General features: G+C 51.6%; 17 protein-coding genes. 13 read left to right on the top strand and 4 right to left on the bottom strand.

Annotated features, from left to right (window positions below; translation table 11 throughout):
- Nucleotides 1–26 precede the first annotated feature (26 nt).
- The 11 genes from KJS69_RS17605 (at nucleotide 27) to KJS69_RS17555 (ending at nucleotide 10,626) form a co-directional block, all read left to right on the top strand.
- Nucleotides 27–680, top strand: a complete 654-nt coding sequence (locus KJS69_RS17605; RefSeq protein WP_213585103.1) for a bifunctional adenosylcobinamide kinase/adenosylcobinamide-phosphate guanylyltransferase — start codon at nucleotides 27–29, stop codon at nucleotides 678–680.
- An 18-nt stretch (nucleotides 681–698) separates the two neighbouring features.
- The gene (gene cbiB / locus KJS69_RS17600) at nucleotides 699–1,802 is read left to right on the top strand and encodes an adenosylcobinamide-phosphate synthase CbiB (RefSeq protein WP_213585277.1); all 1,104 of its coding nucleotides are present in this window, start codon (nucleotides 699–701) and stop codon (nucleotides 1,800–1,802) included.
- Nucleotides 1,778–2,593 (top strand): adenosylcobinamide-GDP ribazoletransferase, encoded by an 816-nt coding sequence (gene cobS / locus KJS69_RS17595; protein WP_213585102.1) that lies wholly within the window; start codon nucleotides 1,778–1,780, stop codon nucleotides 2,591–2,593. Before cbiB ends, cobS begins: the two co-directional genes overlap by 25 nt.
- Nucleotides 2,594–2,705: 112 nt before the next feature.
- Nucleotides 2,706–3,788: a threonine-phosphate decarboxylase CobD gene (cobD, locus tag KJS69_RS17590; RefSeq protein WP_213585101.1), complete on the top strand. Its 1,083-nt coding sequence runs from the start codon at nucleotides 2,706–2,708 to the stop codon at nucleotides 3,786–3,788.
- A 194-nt stretch (nucleotides 3,789–3,982) separates the two neighbouring features.
- Entirely contained in the window at nucleotides 3,983–5,593 is a 1,611-nt protein-coding gene (locus tag KJS69_RS17585; protein WP_483874564.1) for a cobyric acid synthase, read from the top strand.
- Nucleotides 5,594–5,613: 20 nt separating this feature from the next.
- Entirely contained in the window at nucleotides 5,614–6,183 is a 570-nt protein-coding gene (locus KJS69_RS17580; protein WP_213585099.1) for a cob(I)yrinic acid a,c-diamide adenosyltransferase, read from the top strand.
- On the top strand, nucleotides 6,180–7,160 hold the full coding sequence (locus KJS69_RS17575; RefSeq protein ID WP_213585098.1) for an RluA family pseudouridine synthase: 981 nt from the start codon (nucleotides 6,180–6,182) through the stop codon (nucleotides 7,158–7,160). The genes KJS69_RS17580 and KJS69_RS17575 overlap by 4 nt, the downstream gene beginning before the upstream one ends.
- Before the next feature lie 2 nt (nucleotides 7,161–7,162).
- Entirely contained in the window at nucleotides 7,163–7,519 is a 357-nt protein-coding gene (locus KJS69_RS17570; RefSeq protein WP_213585097.1) for an arsenate reductase family protein, read from the top strand.
- Nucleotides 7,520–7,559: 40 nt separating this feature from the next.
- A complete protein-coding gene (locus tag KJS69_RS17565) occupies nucleotides 7,560–8,648 on the top strand; it encodes a site-2 protease family protein (RefSeq protein ID WP_213585096.1) in 1,089 nt (362 codons plus the stop codon).
- Nucleotides 8,649–8,742: 94 nt separating this feature from the next.
- A complete protein-coding gene (locus KJS69_RS17560) occupies nucleotides 8,743–9,936 on the top strand; it encodes an aminotransferase class I/II-fold pyridoxal phosphate-dependent enzyme (protein WP_213585095.1) in 1,194 nt (397 codons plus the stop codon).
- A 381-nt stretch (nucleotides 9,937–10,317) separates the two neighbouring features.
- Nucleotides 10,318–10,626 (top strand): hypothetical protein, encoded by a 309-nt coding sequence (locus tag KJS69_RS17555; protein WP_213585094.1) that lies wholly within the window; start codon nucleotides 10,318–10,320, stop codon nucleotides 10,624–10,626.
- A 137-nt stretch (nucleotides 10,627–10,763) separates the two neighbouring features.
- Here the strand turns inward: KJS69_RS17555 and KJS69_RS17550 are convergent, their stop codons facing one another.
- Nucleotides 10,764–11,876: an RNA-guided endonuclease InsQ/TnpB family protein gene (locus KJS69_RS17550; RefSeq protein WP_213585093.1), complete on the bottom strand. Its 1,113-nt coding sequence runs from the start codon at nucleotides 11,874–11,876 to the stop codon at nucleotides 10,764–10,766.
- Between the two features lie 222 nt (nucleotides 11,877–12,098).
- Here KJS69_RS17550 and KJS69_RS17545 point away from each other — a divergent pair, with 222 nt between their 5' ends.
- Nucleotides 12,099–12,326 carry a PadR family transcriptional regulator gene (locus KJS69_RS17545; protein WP_213585092.1) on the top strand — a complete coding sequence of 76 codons (228 nt, stop codon included), beginning with the start codon at nucleotides 12,099–12,101 and terminating at the stop codon, nucleotides 12,324–12,326.
- 256 nt (nucleotides 12,327–12,582) lie between these two features.
- Here the strand turns inward: KJS69_RS17545 and KJS69_RS17540 are convergent, their stop codons facing one another.
- From KJS69_RS17540 to KJS69_RS17530, 3 genes are all read right to left on the bottom strand, one after another.
- A complete protein-coding gene (locus KJS69_RS17540; protein WP_213585091.1) occupies nucleotides 12,583–13,341 on the bottom strand; it encodes an MBL fold metallo-hydrolase in 759 nt (252 codons plus the stop codon).
- Between the two features lie 318 nt (nucleotides 13,342–13,659).
- Entirely contained in the window at nucleotides 13,660–14,571 is a 912-nt protein-coding gene (murQ, locus tag KJS69_RS17535) for an N-acetylmuramic acid 6-phosphate etherase (RefSeq protein WP_213585090.1), read from the bottom strand.
- Between the two features lie 50 nt (nucleotides 14,572–14,621).
- A complete protein-coding gene (locus KJS69_RS17530; RefSeq protein WP_213585089.1) occupies nucleotides 14,622–15,545 on the bottom strand; it encodes a BadF/BadG/BcrA/BcrD ATPase family protein in 924 nt (307 codons plus the stop codon).
- A 521-nt stretch (nucleotides 15,546–16,066) separates the two neighbouring features.
- Between KJS69_RS17530 and KJS69_RS17525 the strand changes: the two genes are divergently transcribed.
- The gene (locus KJS69_RS17525; protein WP_213585088.1) at nucleotides 16,067–17,245 is read left to right on the top strand and encodes an exo-beta-N-acetylmuramidase NamZ family protein; all 1,179 of its coding nucleotides are present in this window, start codon (nucleotides 16,067–16,069) and stop codon (nucleotides 17,243–17,245) included.
- The last annotated feature ends 27 nt before the right edge of the window (nucleotides 17,246–17,272 follow it).

The raw sequence follows: 17,272 nt of genomic DNA, 5'->3' as shown, positions 1-17,272 counted from the left end.
CGGAACAGAAGCGGAGGGAGGGCCACATGGTCATTTTTGTAACGGGCGGTGCCCGCAGCGGCAAGAGCCGATTCGCGGAAAGCTATGCGGAGCACCTGGGGACAAGCGGCATATATATCGCAACCGCGCAAATATACGATGAAGAGATGGCCGAACGGGTCCGCCAGCATCAGAGCCAGCGGGCCGAAACCGGATTTCCGTGGAAGACGGTGGAGGAGCCGTATTCTTTGGCAGAATGGCTCGCTGACGGCTCCCGGGGGGACGAGACAACGACGGCTGTCAAGGACTCGGCATCCGGCTTCACTGCCTCCGCTGCTCTCGCTTCCTCCGATTCTGCGAGCGGATTGGCGAGAGATGGGGTCGTTCTGGTCGATTGCCTGAGCTTATGGCTGTCGAACTGGCTGCTCCGCTTCGAAGGGGAGCCGGACGCGGCCGATCGGGTAGAACGCAAGGTGGAGGAGTTGGTCGCCGCTTTGGCCGGTTATTCGGGGATCGTCCTGGTTGTCTCTAACGAGGTCGGAGGCGGCATCGTTCCCGAATATCCGTTAGGTCGGCTATATCGTGATCTGGCCGGGCGGATGAATCAGAAGGTCGCCGCTGTCAGCGAGCAGGCCTTCTTGGTGACGGCGGGCATTCCCGTCGAGTTGAAAAGCATCGCTTTCCGAATGGACAAGCGTTAGTCATAGGTGGGATGAGCTCTGCTGTTGTTTAGCTTGCAGGAAACGTTACTTATGCTGGCTGCGGCCATCATGCTGGATCGCTGGATTGGCGATCCGAAGTGGCCTACTCATCCGGTCATATGGATGGGTCGTTTAATACATTGGCTGGAGAAAGCCCTTCGCCGGGACGAACATCAGGCCATCTCGGTCAGTAAACGAAGCGAAAGCGCGGGGGATGGCGAGTCTCGGGATACCGGCCTGCGGGGAAATGATTCCGGGAAGGAAGGCCGGCGGAATACCGTATCGCAGAATGGCCTCTCCTCCAGCTCCCTGCGCCTGCGGGGGGCTGTTCTAGCGATACTAACGGTAGGATCCGCCGCAGCTATTCTATATGGAATCGTATGGGGGGCGGTCATGATTCATCCTTGGCTGGGGTATGCCGTCAATACGTGGTTTATCGCAACGACTATTGCCATCAAGGGCTTGAAGGATGCCGCGATACTAGTCTATAAGCCGCTGACGGAGGGTCATCTTCAAGACGCGCGAACCTATGTAGGCTATATCGTGGGAAGAGATACCGCCTCTTTGGAGGAATCGGAAATTACGAGAGCCGCCGTAGAGACGGTTGCCGAGAATACGGTGGATGCTGTCGTATCCCCGCTGTTCTTTGCTTTGCTCGGCGGAGCCCCTCTGGCTATGGCCTATCGGGCAGCCAACACACTCGATTCCATGGTCGGGTATAAGAATGAACGTTACCTTCACTTCGGCTGGTTCTCGGCCCGGCTGGACGATGTGCTTAACTGGATTCCCGCTCGTCTGACCGGGCTGCTGCTCGTCGTGTCTTCCTTGTCTATCCGGGGCATGTCGGCTAAGCGGGCATGGCTTAGCATACTCCACTTTGCCCGGCTTCATCCCAGCCCTAACAGCGGCATTCCGGAAGCAGCCGCAGCGGGTGCTATGGGGGTCCGGCTTGGAGGAGTTAACCGGTATGGGGATACGGTTAGCGAAAGAGCCGGAATGGGTTGGCCGCTTCAATCGTTGAACCGGGAGCATATTATAGCGACCGTTCGTCTGTTGCTGCGGACGTCGGATTTCATCGTGGGAGGAGTGGTGTGCGCATGGATCGCCATAATCATCGGTTAATCGCTGTACTGCATAGCTGTGCCGCAGCCTTTCAACTGTTGACCCGATTTCCTTGCCCAGTCGCCGTCCGCTATACGGACGAGGTGTTCCGAAGAAGCGTCCTGTTCTATCCGGTGGTGGGGCTGGCCATCGGGCTCGTTCTTGCTGCACTTGGCACAGGAGTTCAGGCTCTGCTGCCGGCTTTTCCTGCTTCTGTCATCCTGTTGGCGCTGTGGGTGTTTATGACAGGAGCCCTGCATCTCGACGGATGGATGGATACGGCCGATGGGATTCTCAGCTACCGATCGCGAGAACGAATGCTGGAAATTATGAAGGACAGCCGGGTCGGCGCCATGGGTGTTATCGCGGGGGTGCTGTACCTCTTGCTCAAGCTCTCCCTTTTGTTCGTTCTGTTAGACGAGAACTGGGCCATCGGCGCCGCCTTCATTATTTGCATTCCGATCTGGAGCCGCACCTATATGGTCGCGGCTATTGCCGGTTGGCCCTATGCGCGAAGCGACAGCGGCATGGGCTCCGTGTATCGTGAAGTTCGCGGCAAACAGGCTTGGGCCGTTGCGATCATAGCGATGCTGCTTACTTGTGCTGTTTTATTGCTGTTTGGCTGGGGATGGATGGAGACGCTCCAGAGCGCAGTCCTTTTATTAGCGGTTACCGGAATGATCGGCTGGGCGTTTGCTTCTTACCTTAGTTCTAAGCTTGGCGGCCTAACCGGAGATACATACGGGGCTATTAATGAAGGATGTGAACTGGCTCAACTACTAGCGATTGTGGTATATATCGGATGGTTGTAGGAACGGTTCAGTCGATTGGCTTAGCTCTTTCTTGCGGAACGGAAGGACAGCTTTTCTTCAGTGCCGCTTATTTAGAATAATTATGGACATAGAAAGGAGCGTGAAACGATTAATGATCGAAAAATATGGTCACGGCGGAGATTTACTGACCGCTCAGGAGTCTTTCGGTTTATCCGGAGACGAGTTTGTCGATTTTAGCTCAAACATGAATCCGTTCGGCCCTCCAGATGCGGTGGAACGAATAATTATGGATTATGCCCGACACTTGATACACTATCCCGATCCGGGGGTGAGAGAGCTCCGGAAGAAGCTCGCTAGCGTCTACAGAGTGCCGGAAGAAAGCGTGCTTGTAGGCAACGGAGCGGCGGAATGCATTGATTTGGCTGCACGCGTCCTTCAGCCGAGGGTAACGGGCTTGGCCCGTCCCTGCTTCTCGGAATATGAGGAAGCCGTTATGAAGACCGGGGGACGAATTCACGATTTGCCTCTTCGTCCGGAAAATCAGTTCGAGCTTATGCCGGATGACGTGCTGGCTGCTCTTGATTATTGCGATACGTTATTTCTCGGCCACCCGAATAATCCGACCGGACAGCTATTGAATAAAGAAACGATAGCCGTTCTTATGGAAAGCGGCAGGGAGGTCATTGTGGATGAAGCGTTCATCGATTTTGCTCCGGAGGAGGAAGCGATCAGCCTGATCCGGCAGGCGCCGGTTTCCGAGCATCTGATCGTCATTCGCTCGATGACGAAATTTTATGCGGTGCCGGGCATTCGGCTCGGTTTTGCCGTTGCTCATCCGCGGACGGTCGAAGCGATGCGGCGGCTGCAAATTCCGTGGTCGGTCAATTCGCTGGCGCAACGAATCGGGACGGCTGTTCTGGAGGAACAGGAATATGCCGTACGGACCAAGGCGTGGCTGCAGACGGAGCGGGAATGGCTGTCCGCGAAGCTGTCGGAGTTGGGAATGAACGTTTATCCAAGCGATACGAATTTTCTGCTGTTCTCGATTCCGGAGCGGTTGGGGATGAAGGTTAAGGAGCTGCAATCCCGGATGGGGACCCTTGGCTTGTTGATCCGCGACGCCTCCTTATTTCCTGGCTTGGACACCAGACACTGTCGAATTGCAGTGCGGCTGAGAAAAGATAATGAACGGCTGTTGAGCGGCCTTCACCGCGTCCTCGAAGACAGGAAATAACGGCTAAAGCTTGAGCCGCCAATACAGCCTTAACCCATTTTGTTGAAAAGGAGGCAGGGTCGATGGATCGCAACGAAACGAAGCTTAAGTATGAGCAGATTCATGAGCCAACGAATGAGCGAGTACAGGGAACTGAATGTATAGCTGAACAGGTGTGCGAGCAGGATCAAGCGGCTGAGCCAACGAATGAGGAAATGCAAGCCACTGAACGAGAAGCTGAGCGAGTAGCCAGGCCAGTCCAAGAACGAGAGCCGGGACGCACCGTCATGCTTCAGGGGACGTCCTCTGATGTCGGCAAGAGCCTGCTGGCCACCGCCTTGTGCAGAATTTTTGTTGAGGACGGCTGGAAGGTGGCTCCTTTTAAATCGCAGAATATGTCGCTTAATTCGTTTGTGACGCCGGACGGGAAAGAAATCGGACGGGCCCAAGGGATGCAGGCCGATGCTTGTCGAATCGCGGCCACCACAGATATGAATCCGATTCTGCTGAAGCCGACGCAGGATATGGTTTCACAGGTGGTCGTTCACGGCAAGCCGTATAAAGACCTGGATGCGCGCACGTATCGCGAAAGCTATTTGTCGGAAGCGGAAGGGATCGTCCGGGAATCCCTGGCGAGGCTGCGTCGAGATTACGAACTGGTCGTTATCGAAGGGGCGGGGAGCCCGGCGGAGGTCAACCTGAAAGATCGGGATATCGTCAACATGAGGCTGGCAGGCTGGGCCGATGCTCCGGTCTTGTTAGTGGCCGATATTGACCGGGGAGGTGTGTTTGCCTCTATCGTGGGCACGCTTGAAATTTTGACTCCCGAAGAGAGAGACCGGGTCAAGGGCTTCATCATTAACAAATTCCGCGGGGATGTGACATTGCTGAAGCCGGGGTTGGACTGGCTGGAGCAAAAGACGGGCAAGCCGGTGCTGGGAGTCATTCCGTTCCTTCCTGGTCTGGAGCTCGAAGATGAGGATTCGGCCTCTCTGGAAAGCAAAAGGAAGCAGCAGCGTCCAAAGGAAGCAAGGGCTCTCGATATTGCCGTCATCCGATTGCCTCGCATTGCGAACTTTACGGACATCGATCCCCTTTATGAGGAAGAAGATGTGCGGATTCGATTCGTAACCTCCGCGGACGACATGGGTTGGCCGGATGCCGTGATTCTCCCTGGCAGCCAAAACACGATGGAAGACCTGGCTTACTTGCGGAGCTGCGGTCTGGATCAAGCCATTGCCCGTTATATCGGGGAAGGGGGCCGGGTGGCCGGTTTATGCGGCGGCTACCAAATGCTTGGCAAGAAGCTGATCGACAGTGAATCCGACGAATCCAATCGGTCGGAAAGCTCCGGCTTGGGCCTGCTTCCAACGGAAACCTTATTCGTCCCCGACAATAAAACAGAGCGAATCGCAGGATATGCCGACGGCTGGGAAGAGGGAAGGGCCATTCCGATTAAAGGCTATGAAATTCATATGGGGCTCACCCGATTTTTATCTCCTGGCGAACATCCTTTTAGGGTAAGAAATGAACGGGAAGGAGAACGGCAGGATGATTTTCATCCGGAGGGGGCTATGACGTCGGACGGACGGATTTGGGGCTCCAATTTGCACGGAGTTCTGCATAACGACGAATTTCGGAGAGCCTGGCTGAACCGGATTCGACAGGATAAAGGATGGCCTGCCCGGGAAGGGACGCTCCTTTTTGGCCGACGGCGGGAAGCCGCATTTGAAAAATTGGCGTTTCATGTTCGGGAGCATTTGGCTATCCGAGAAATTTATGAGATGATAGATGCAACGAAAACGGGAACGGAACGTATTAATTAACCATTGGGAGGCGTGAAATCATGAATATTTATACAAGAACAGGCGACGCTGGTCAGACGGGAGTCATTGGGGGCAGGGTCGATAAAGATAATGTCAGGGTAGAAGCCTATGGCACGGTGGATGAATTGAACTGTTTTGTCGGACAGGCCATGGCTGTGCTGGACGAAGAGAAGTTTGCCGATTTGCTGGCCGATCTGCTGCAGATTCAGCATGAGCTATTTGATTGCGGGCATGATTTGGCCGTTCTGCCAAGGTCCAAAAGAGAATTTAAGCTGGCCTCGGGTCTATCCGAACGTCTGGAGACGCTCATTGACAAGTATGATGAGGAAACACCGGACATCTCCCGCTTTATTCTGCCTGGGGGTTCTCAAGCATCGGCGCTGCTTCATGTGTGCCGGACGGTTTGCCGGAGAGCGGAACGAAGAGTCGTCACCCTGGCCAAAGAGGATGAAATCAACCAGGACGTCCGGATCTATCTGAACCGTTTGTCGGATTTCTTCTTTACGGTAGCTCGAACGGTCAATTATCGATTGGGAGTACCGGATGTCGAATATATTCGCAGCGGCGAGGTGTTTCGCAGGAAGAAATGAGCTACTATGAACCGTTAACCTATATTGTCTCTCCCGAAGAGGAGGGCATTCAGCTTAAAACCATTTTGAAAAGCCGGATGCAGCTTTCACGCAGACTGCTTTCCCGTTTGAAACGAACCGAGAAGGGCATTACCGTTAACGGGGAACGTCAATACATTAATGTTCCGGTTCGCGCTGGAGACCTAATAGAAATCCATATGGAGCAAGAGCAGTCGGATGATATTTTGCCCGAGCCCATTCCGCTCGATATCATTTACGAGGATGCCTATTTGCTTATTGTCAATAAGCCCGCAGGGATGATCGTCCATCCGACGCATGGGCATTATGTTCATACGCTGGCGAACGGGGTAGTCCATCACTGGCTGGAGCGGGGGGAAAAAGTCCGCTTCCGGCCGGTTCATCGTCTGGACCAGGACACGTCGGGGGTGCTGGCCATCGCCAAGAATCCGTTCGTCCACCAGCATATTTCCGAGCAAATGAAAGCTCAAGAAGTGCTCAAGGAATATAGGGCGCTCGTGCACGGGGAGATACAGGCGGACGAAGGAACCATCGATGCGCCAATAGATCGGGATCCGGAGCAGCCTCATTATCGGATAGTCACTCGGCAGGGGTATCCGGCCGTCACTCATTACCGGGTAGTGGAGCGGCTGAATGGAGCTACGTTGGCCTCCGTCAGACTGGAGACCGGCAGGACTCACCAAATTCGGGTACATATGCTGTATATCGGCCATCCGCTAATCGGTGACAAAATTTACCCCCCTGAAGGCGGACCTCCGCTTCCAGAGGGCGCTGCAATTGACCGGCAGGCGCTGCATGCTCATCGGCTTGGCTTCGTTCATCCGGGGACGAAGCGGGCGGTAGAGTTTCAAGCGGAGCTTCCTCCCGATATGAATCGGCTGAGGCAAGCCTTATCGAGTGCCGCGAACCCGGCAAATAGCCACACCATAGATTATGGAATGACCGGCAAGGAGGAGTAACAATGAAGCTTAAGATGTATGGTTATCCCAAATGCAGCACCTGCCGCAATGCGCTTAAATGGCTGCAATCCAAGGGACACGAAGTAACGACAGTGAACGTATTCGAGGAACCGCCGTCTGAGGAGGAATTGACTGACCTGCTCAGCAAGAGCGGATTGGAGCTGAAAAAGTTTTTTAACACCTCCGGTGAAGTATACAAGGAAATGAACTTGAAGGATAAATTGGGACAGATGAGCGTGGAGGAACAGATCCGTCTGTTGGCTTCCAATGGAAGGCTGATCAAGCGTCCGGTAGTAACGGATGGCAGTCGGGTGACTGTCGGATTCAAGGAAGAATTGTATAAGCAGGTCTGGGAATGAAAGACTTAGCCTGCTGACAGCATAGAGGGGGACAGGGCGGATGGAGTCGAAACAAAATCGCGAGGATAAGAGTACGCTGCGGCCGCTTGAAGCTGCAGGGACTTTTTTTCTAACGAAGCTGAAGCAAGGGCTAATTTATGTGAAAATGGGCTCCTTCGGAGGCGCGATTTTGACCATGCTTGTTTCAGTAGGCGCTTATACCTTGATTGCTCCCGTTGAATTGGCTGTCGGCATGGTGGTCATGGTACTGATTCACGAACTGGGTCATGTGGCGGCTGCCAAGCACAAAGGGCTAACGACCTCGGCGCCCGTGTTTATTCCTTTCGTCGGGGCCATGGTCAATCTGGAGAGACACCCGCGCAACGCAGCTATTGAAGCTTATATTGCCTTAGGGGGACCTCTGCTTGGCAGCTTGGGAGCCTTCGCTTCTTTTTGGATTGGCTCCCGTTACGATTCGCTGCTCTTTTTGGCCCTGGCCTATATAGGATTCATTATTAATCTCATTAATTTACTGCCTCTTCATCCGTTGGATGGGGGACGGATAGCGACGGCGGTGAGCCGGAGGCTTGTTTCGATCGGGCTAATCGCCGGTTTGATCATCATTGTCTATTATCAGCTGTATATTTTGTTTATCTTCTGGTTTTTATTTGCGGTGGACCTGGGCCGCAAGTATATTGACCGGAGGAAAGGGCCGAAATTGCGCAGCATGGAAGCTTCCTATGAGCTTCCGCTTACTTGGGTGGAAGACAGGCTGCGGGAGCGGGGGCAGGAGCTTCCTGAGCCGGGGGAGCAAAGAGATCTGGAATTTACGACAATATCGGATTTAAGCGGTCAACAAACGATGATGTTTTTATGGGATGATATTGGATTGCGGGGAATACTGTCGCTTCCCGGCCAGGTGCTGGTTCGCCGCGCCCGGTTGCTGCAGACAGATATTAAGGATAAGAAAGAAGGCCGATTTTTGCTTGTCCACTGTCGCGCGGACTATTATTTTTATGAGAATGAAGAATATTTTTTTGTTCCGCAAAAAATTCGCTGGACGCTGGGATCGGTCTACTTGGCATTGGCTGTATCTCTTATTTATATGCTGTACTCCTTCTCTCATTTTCATTGGCTGGTTAGTTCGTGATGGGGCAGTCTGGGCTAATTATGGGCTGGCTTGACTGTTGGCCTGCGCTAACAGATTGTTATGGAGATTAATCATTAATGGGGGAAACGAATCAATGAGACTTAGAAAATCCGCAAGAATCCAGCAATTGGGCTCCGCGATTTTTGCAGAAATGGAGCAATGGAAAGAAGAGGTCCGCCAGCAAGGAATGGATATCATTGACCTCGGCATAGGAAGTCCGGATCTTCCCCCTTCCGCTCAGGTTATGGACGCAATGGGGAAAGCTGTCGCTGATCCGGGAAATTACGGGTATCCCACCAGTTCGGGAGGACTCGGATTTCGGGCAGCGGTTTCCCGCTGGTACGAATATCGCTTCGGGGTGAACTTGGACCCGGAGACAGAGGTGCTGACGCTAATGGGGTCGCAGGACGGGCTGGCTCATCTGGCAATGGCTCTTGCCGATCCAGGGGATATGGCCATCGTCCCTGATCCAGGATATCCGATCTATCATGCCAGCCTTGTCTTGGCGGGGGTGACTCCATGGATTATGCCGTTGAGGGCGGAAAATGATTTTCTGCCCATGCTGGACGCTATTCCGACAGACATCGCGCAGAGAGCCAAATTCATTCTGTGCAACTATCCCAGCAATCCTCTTTCGGCCGTGGCAAACCCCGAGTTCTTCGAGAAGTTGGTCCGATTTGCACGGGAGCATGAGCTTCTTGTCGTTCACGATATCGCTTATTCGGAGCTGGCTTTCGACGGTTATGAGCCGACAAGCATTCTTCAGGTCGATGGGGCGAAAGAAGTCGCTGTCGAATTTCATTCCCTGTCGAAAAGCTATAATATGGCGGGCTGCAGACTTGCTTATATGGTCGGCAACGCGGAGACGGTGCAGGCCCTGGGAGAGCTGAAGTCGAATATCGATTATGGTGTATTCGAGGCCATACAGCAAGCCGGAATTGTAGCGTTGGAGGAAGACAGACAAGGAACCGGCCCTAAAGTGGCGGGAATTTATCAACGCCGAAGAGATGTGTTGATTCATGGGCTGCGTGATGCGGGTTGGGACATTCCGACACCAAAGGCGACAATGTTCCTCTGGGCACCCATTCCGAAAGGCTGGACATCTCGACAAATTTCCCGGGAAATTTTGTATTCAACAGGAGTTGTCGTTATTCCAGGGGATGCCTTCGGCAAAGAAGGAGAAGGGTATGTTCGAATTGCGCTTGTCCGGGAGGAGGAAGTCCTTAAGGACGTAGTGACAAGGCTGGGCCGATTTATTGCTGAACAGAAGACAAAGGGCCGATGGTAGGCTTTCAAGTATCCCTGTTACCAGCAATGAAGCTGCATGGTCTAGTGTTCGGGGGATCAGCAATATCTTTGAAGTGCCATTTGACCGATATTTAACGGCTAGTCAATCCCTATGCTATAGGCTGCGGAGGCTAGCTTTTTTTGCTTTGCTATATTATATGACCATGACCTCTGCTTCGATTCTACGAAACGCCGGGTTGTTCCTTTCACTTATCACCTGCTTCCTCCGCTTCCAGTACTATTTGACGATCAGTAAATCCTCTTCGTGATCCGTGTTCCTCGAAGAACCTGAATAGAAGCTTCTTTCATTGCCCCTTTTTTGCTGGCAACGACCCGTTTCCTAGAAGCTTTAACTATTGTTCAATAAATAAGTATGGTATCTTTGAGTTGGCCGCCTGTCGTTCTTTTATATTCGGTGCCTGCACCTCCGTCCCCTTGGTCGGCTGCTATGGCGCTGGCCAGTCTCTTATATTTTGTACTGTATCAACCGGTTTTTCTTATCTTTCTTAAAGGGCTGGGGAGAGAGGTTCTCGGGAGAACGGTGGCAGGCAGCTTAACTTTGGGGATCAGCCATTTGATCTCCTTCTTCTGGGCTATGCTCTCGGAAGAACATCAAACGGTGCAAGGCGCTATCGCCAAGACAAAAGTTAATCAGTCGTCATCGCCGATAAGGAGCCAAAGGAGCAGCTAAATGGATACACAAGTCAACAACTCATGACTCAAGTCACGAGCTTGTAACTGCCCGGAAGTGAGTACGGCGGTTAGCCTCCTTCCTTGGGGTGGCGTTACCATAGGCAGGTTGACTGCTGCCCGACTGCATAGGTATTCCTACACAGCCACTTCAGCGATGTACTGGATTCCAATGCGCTGAAGATTCATAGCGCCAATGCGATCATCATTCGAGCGATACCCGCACTTCTGACAACAGAAGCAGTGCCTCTTCTTATCCCGATTGGCTCTCTCTGTATGCTCACATTTGGGGCAGGCTTGTGACGTGTAACGGGGATCAACCGCCATGACTTTGGCTCCATGGAGGATGGCCTTGTACGTGATCATCTGGCGCAGCTGATAGAAGGACCAAGACACGGTTTCATAACGATCCTGGACCCGAACCCGCTCTGTACGGTTTCGAACACCCGTTAAGTCTTCCAGTACAAACAACGTATGGGCCCCATATCGGCGGACGAGTGCCTTGGATATCCGGTGATTGATATCCGTCATCCAGCGGTTTTCTCGTCCCCCGATTCGCTTTAACTTCCGGCGAGCGGAGGCTGTCCCCAGTTGCTGCAGCTGCTTTCGCAAATGCTTGTACTTCGAGCGCTTATTCTTAATGGGTCTACCGTGAAAGAACGTACATTGACCTTGGGAATCATAGCTGGTCGCGATAAAATTGACGCCCATGTCTAATCCAACCACTTGATTCAAAGATTGATCCGAGACTTCTTCCACTTCTTTGGTCATTGGAAGGTGTAAGAAGAACTTCCCTCGCTTGTAGACCAACTTGGCGGTCCCGAAGGACCAGGATCCATCGAAATAAGTTTCCATGCCTTTCGTTTCATAAGGTACCTTGATGCGACCATGCAGGGTGTTGATGGAAAACATCCGTTGCGTAAACGAGTAATCTCGACGCCAAACGAGGTCGAGCTCCGGTTTCTTGAACCGGACGAATGTCCAGAGGTGGCCGTTGCCGACTAATGACTTGTACCGAGCAATCACCGTTCGCATGACTGATTGGGCCATTTGAGATCGCAAGGAAAAGGTAGAACGCAACTCTCGATACATCAACTGATGCAGCTTCGTCTTGGAGAGAATTTTCTCTTCAAATACAAGCTTGGACAGGTAATCACTTGCCAGACGATAAGCTCGTAAAGTCTGTCGTAACCAATCGATTTGTTCAGGAGTGGGCAAGATCTTCACTTTGGCGGTTAAAGTGATCTTCAACTCAAGTCACCTTGCTTCGTGTTAATATGATCAGTTAGGCTGTATCCTACACACTCCATTATATCAAACATATGTTCCTGTTTGAAGCAGAAATTCAGAAATAAGTGGAAGATCATCTATCAATCAAAAGAGGAGGAGTAAAGGGGCCGGACTAATAAGAGAAGGGCGTAAATTCTTCTCACGACTCAAGTCGCGAGTATCCTTTACGCAGATCATGAAATTATGAAGCTTATCAAAGAGGCTTTCCCGGATGTATACGACGGTTCCGTCTATGCCATTTTGCGCCGTCTGCATGCTGAAGGATATACCGAAACCTACATGGGCGAAACATCCAATGGACCTAAACGTAAGTATTACCGAATTACGGAAGAAGGCCGGAGCTACCTTAACCTTGCGGTAAGTGAGTGGAAGACCACTTTGCTGGCCGTCAATCAATTAGGCGTTACCTAGGGAATGGAACTCTCCGCTTATTTTCGGGTCATTGCTCTTGAAAAATCAACACCCGCTCAATCGCCTGCGGAATATCGTCTTAGTGACTATTAGGAAACCATGGGTATCCACACCGAATGCCTTTATTTTCCCGGCATGTCTAAGAAGACAGCAGTTCTCCAAGGTCGGGCATAGCTAGACTATCCCGATACAAAAAAGGCACCGATCTGCTTCGGTGCCTGAGTTCTTCCCTAAATATAAAACGGCCTTGTTAATCCTAATGTCTGCTCTCCAGAGCCAGTTCCTTGATACGCCGGTTGGGATTGTTATTGTATAGTCCACCGTGATAACAGAGTACAGCTTGGATGTCGTATTCGCCAAGCTTCGTTAAAGACTGGAGCGCTGTGTCCATATCGATTGTCGTCTCAGGATCAGGTCCCAGCAGCTGGCCGTCCACAACAGTCAACGCGTCTGCAGCGATCAAAGTTTGGCTCGGCTTATGATACAAACTGACATGACCCGGTGTGTGGCCTGGAGTGTGAATAACAACAATGCCCCCGCAGTAAGGTAACTCTTCCTGATCTGCAATTGTTTTGTCAATTTTAGCTTTTGGAGGATTTTCGAGAATCGCTTGAAAGGCTTGCCGAAGCTTGTCCGGAACTGTGTCCGGCAGGGAGCTAAGCGCTTGGTCTATGGCCTCCGGAGAAATTTTCAACAGCCTTTTTTCACCTTGTATAAATGGTGTTTCCTCTTCACTGGCAAGAACCTCCACACGGTGAGGAGATTCTGCAAGAAGGGCTGGCAAGGTGCCAATATGGTCCAGATCCTGGTGGGTCACAATGATTTTGCTGAGCTTTTCAAAAGGTACACCTGCGGTAAGGAAGGCCTCACGAAATAACGATAGCTGGCCGGGATATCCTGTGTCCACCAAGATCGCCATATCCTCATCCCAGATGAGCGTTGGATGAATAACATCCTTCTTGCCCATAACAGTAGCGGAAATCTCCAGCATCTCTACTCCATTGGCAATTTTCATCTAATTCCTCCATTATCGTGTTCTTTTGGTTTCCTTCCTGGACAGGAAGGTTGTATTCAGTCCCATGGTATTGGGCTGTAAAGAACATAATAAAAGAGAATGAACAGAAAGTAAAGTATAAATAATTTATTATATCATAAATAAAATTATTTGTCAATAGGTCTAAGGATCTGATCTGTATTTTTTGTTTTAGAATGGAAAATGGAGGCTTTCGGGTCTAAATAGATGCAGATTTACTCTATATCACCGGACTTGTAACCATCTTGAAAAAAATAACAGGCCAAGGACCTTGTCTCCCGACCTGCGATTATAAAAATATTAGTCCTCTTGAGCCAGAGCGACGGCTTGCCGGACAAATCCTTCACTTGTATCCAGCAAGCGTGCCGCTTCTTCATAGTTCACATTGGCCAGAATCATGACGATGGCCGTTTTGACGTGACCATTGGATGCTTCGTACGCTTTGTTGACGGCTTCTTCGGAGGCCTGGGTCGCCAGGCGGATGATTCGTTTGGCCCGATAGACGAGCTTTTCATTGGAAGGATTCAAATCGACCATCAAATTATCGTACACCTTTCCAATCCGAATCATGGAAGCCGTTGTCAGCATGTTGAGAATCAGCTTTTGTGCCGTTCCCGCTTTCATTCGAGTGGAACCGAGGATGACCTCGGGACCGACAACCGCTTCGATCATTAAATCCGCTTCAGCGATCATGGGGGTATTGTAATTATTAGTGAGTCCCACCACCTTGGCTCCCCGCTCGCGGGCGCGTTTCATTGCGCCGAGAACATAAGGGGTCCGGCCGCTGGCGGCGATTCCGACGACGACATCGTTAGGTCCGACTTCATGAGCGTCCATGTCGGAGGAGCCCAGAGTGTCGCTGTCCTCAGCTCCTTCGACGGGATCCTTGACCGCTTGAAAGCCTCCGGCAATGATTCCTTGAACCATCGAGGGCGGAGTTCCGAAGGTGGGAGGACATTCCGAAGCGTCCAGAATCCCCAGACGTCCGCTCGTTCCTGCGCCGACATAGAACAAACGTCCCTCGTTTCGGAAGGCTTCTACGATGCAATCGGCGGCTTGGGCAATAACGGGAACCAACGGTTCAATCGCTTCCGCAATAAGCTTGTCTTCCGCATGGATCCGTCTCATGATTTGCTCTGTATCCAACTGGTCAATATTTCGCGTGGATTCATTAATTTGTTCGGTCGTAAGCCCGCTGAGCAAGTTATTCATAAAGTAAGAACTCCTTCTTGGAATAGTCGTTAACTAGTCGTTAACATCCATTAACGCTGCATCGCCTGCAGAGCGGCTCCGTAGGCGGGACTACGCTTGGAGGGATAGCAACGGATGTCCGGGTACGCTTCGTTCAGATGCTGACGAAAGGTTTCTGCAAATACGGACGAATGCTTAAAAACCGACCCGGCTTCCACCAGCTCGCAGCTCGCAAACCAAGGGTCCTTGCCGATCAGGGTCGTCGTTTGCCGGACCAAATGGCCGGCCGCATCTCTAAGAATACGATCAGCCGCAGCATCTTCCTGAATGCCGGCTTGGATACAGTAGCGCGCGAATTCAGCAATATGCTGTTTTTTAATGTCCGGTTGATAAATATAAGATTTTAACTCGGTAATCGAGCCAAAGGAATAAGCTTCCGTAATTAGGTCAGTAAGCAGCGTAGGAGGGAGCATGCCATCATAGCTTTTCATAACGGTCTGCAGCGTCTTTAACCCAATGGCGTAACCGCTGCCCTCGTCCCCCAGAAGATGGCCCCAGCCTCCAATTCGCCAGCGATTTCCTTCTGGAGTCAGCCCATACAGGATGGATCCGGTTCCGGAAACGGCAACGATTCCGTACTTCTGTGACAAGGACGCCATCAGCACAATTTCTGCATCATTGGTAATCGTAATCGGTAAGTTTTCTCCGCGTTGTTGAAAATAGCCCTCCAAAGCTTGAAGAAAGCTTTGTCTTTCTTCCGGAAGATCAACCCCCGCCAAACCGAGGCAAAGACCGGCGCAGCGGCTTTTACCCAATGCAGGGTGGTTAAGCAAGCTGTCCAGAAGCTCTTGCAAATGAGCCCAGGCCCGAGGGAAGCCTACCGCACGGGCATTGGTGGAGGGGCCCGTAAGGGTGACGAGAACTTCCCCGTCAGAATTCAAAGTAATCACTTCTGTTTTGGTTCCTCCGCCGTCCACACCGATAAAGAACGTCATGATAGGCTCCTTCCTATAAACCCTCTATAATGTTAATTGCATTGCATGGATACTGTCTGGAATGATCGTTTTCCGATAGATTGAGAAGGCATTCTCTTTGAATATCGGATACTAGTATTTATATTACACAAATTCATCCTGCATTCGTTCATTATAAAAGAATAGATTCTAAATAGAAGAGATCTAGCCTGATATGAGTATACGAAAAAAAATGAAGAATGTAAAATTATATTTCATAAATTAATTTTATTATTGAAATTTTATTTTATACAACTTATAATTATTTGTGGATGGAAGCGATTCCAATTAATGCGGGTGTGGGACGGCAATAAGAAGTGTTAAGCCGCCGGATTCTCAGGGCATGGATGACCGAATATAGAGCATAAGATGAGAAAGAAGGCAAGCTGAGAAAGAAGGATTAGTGGCAAGGTAAGCGAAATAGTCGTTCCATCGGAGTATTGGTGGATCAGCGATTGCGGTCATTATCTTATGATCTCAGTAGAAAGTAAGGAGGGAACAGGATGAGCAGGATCAGGGTTCAGACTGGAGCAGATCGATTGCTGGAAGTGGAGCGGAGCTTTGTGGAAGGAAAAAGAATCGGACTGCTGACAAATCCGACAGGTAGAACCTCTTCGTTAGAATCGGTAATCGATGTTTGCGCGAGGCTGCAGACCGCGAAGCTGACAGCTTTGTTCGCTTGCGAGCATGGTATCCGCGGAGAGCGCCAAGCCGGAGTGCTGTTCGAGGACGAAACCGATGAGCAGTATGGTATTCCAGTGTACAGTCTGTATGGAAAACGAAGAAAACCGGAGGCGGAGATGCTCGCTCAGGTCGATGCCGTTGTTTTTGATATTCAGGATTTAGGGGTCCGCTTCTATACTTACTTGACGACGCTTATTTACACGATGGCCGCGTGTGCCGAGAGCGGCAAGGAAATGATCGTGCTGGACCGGCCCAATCCGCTTGGAGGCGAAGTGTGTGAAGGGGGCATTCTGCGCGAAGGCTACCGGTCGATGGTCGGGGGCTGGCCGATTCCGTTCCGCACAGGGATGACGATCGGAGAATTTGCCGCCTTGATCAATGCGGAGACCGATACGCCGTGCCGACTTCAGGTAGTGCCGATGGAGGGCTGGCACAGAGGAATGGAATACACTGACACCGGACTTCCCTGGATCATGCCCTCTCCGAACATTCCCACCCTCGATTCTGCCCGGGTCTATCCCGGAACCTGCTTGTTTGAAGGGACGAACCTGTCGGAAGGGCGGGGAACGACCCGTCCGTTCGAGCTGATCGGAGCCCCGTGGCTCGATGCCAGACAACTGGCGGAAATTATGAATGAGCGGAATCTCCCGGGGGTTCGCTTTTGCCCGATGTATTTTACCCCCACCTTCTCCAAGCATCAAGGAGAGCTGTGCGCGGGAGTGCAATTGTTCGTGACGGATCGTCGCGAATTTCGTTCGGTTACGGCTGGTTTGCATCTGTTGAAGGAGGTCCAGCGTCTGCATCCCGAGAAGTTCGAGTGGCTGCCTCCCTTTAAGGAGGGCGGCAAGCCGTTTATCGACCTGCTTACAGGAAGCGATGCGGTCCGAACGAAGCTGCATGAACCGTCCGGTTTGCAGGAGCTCATTGCGCAATGGAGGGAGGAAGCCGCCGAGTGGTGCGAGCGCAGAAAGCCCTTTTTGATTTACGGAGAGGGATGATTCAGCGAGAGGAGCCATGGCTGCAGG

Origin of the sequence: Paenibacillus sp. J2TS4, from assembly GCF_018403245.1 — a bacterium.
In the GTDB taxonomy this organism is placed as follows: domain Bacteria; phylum Bacillota; class Bacilli; order Paenibacillales; family NBRC-103111; genus Paenibacillus_L.
The sequence above is the reverse complement of the archived record's forward strand: the minus strand, read 5'-3'. Positions and strand labels throughout refer to the sequence as shown.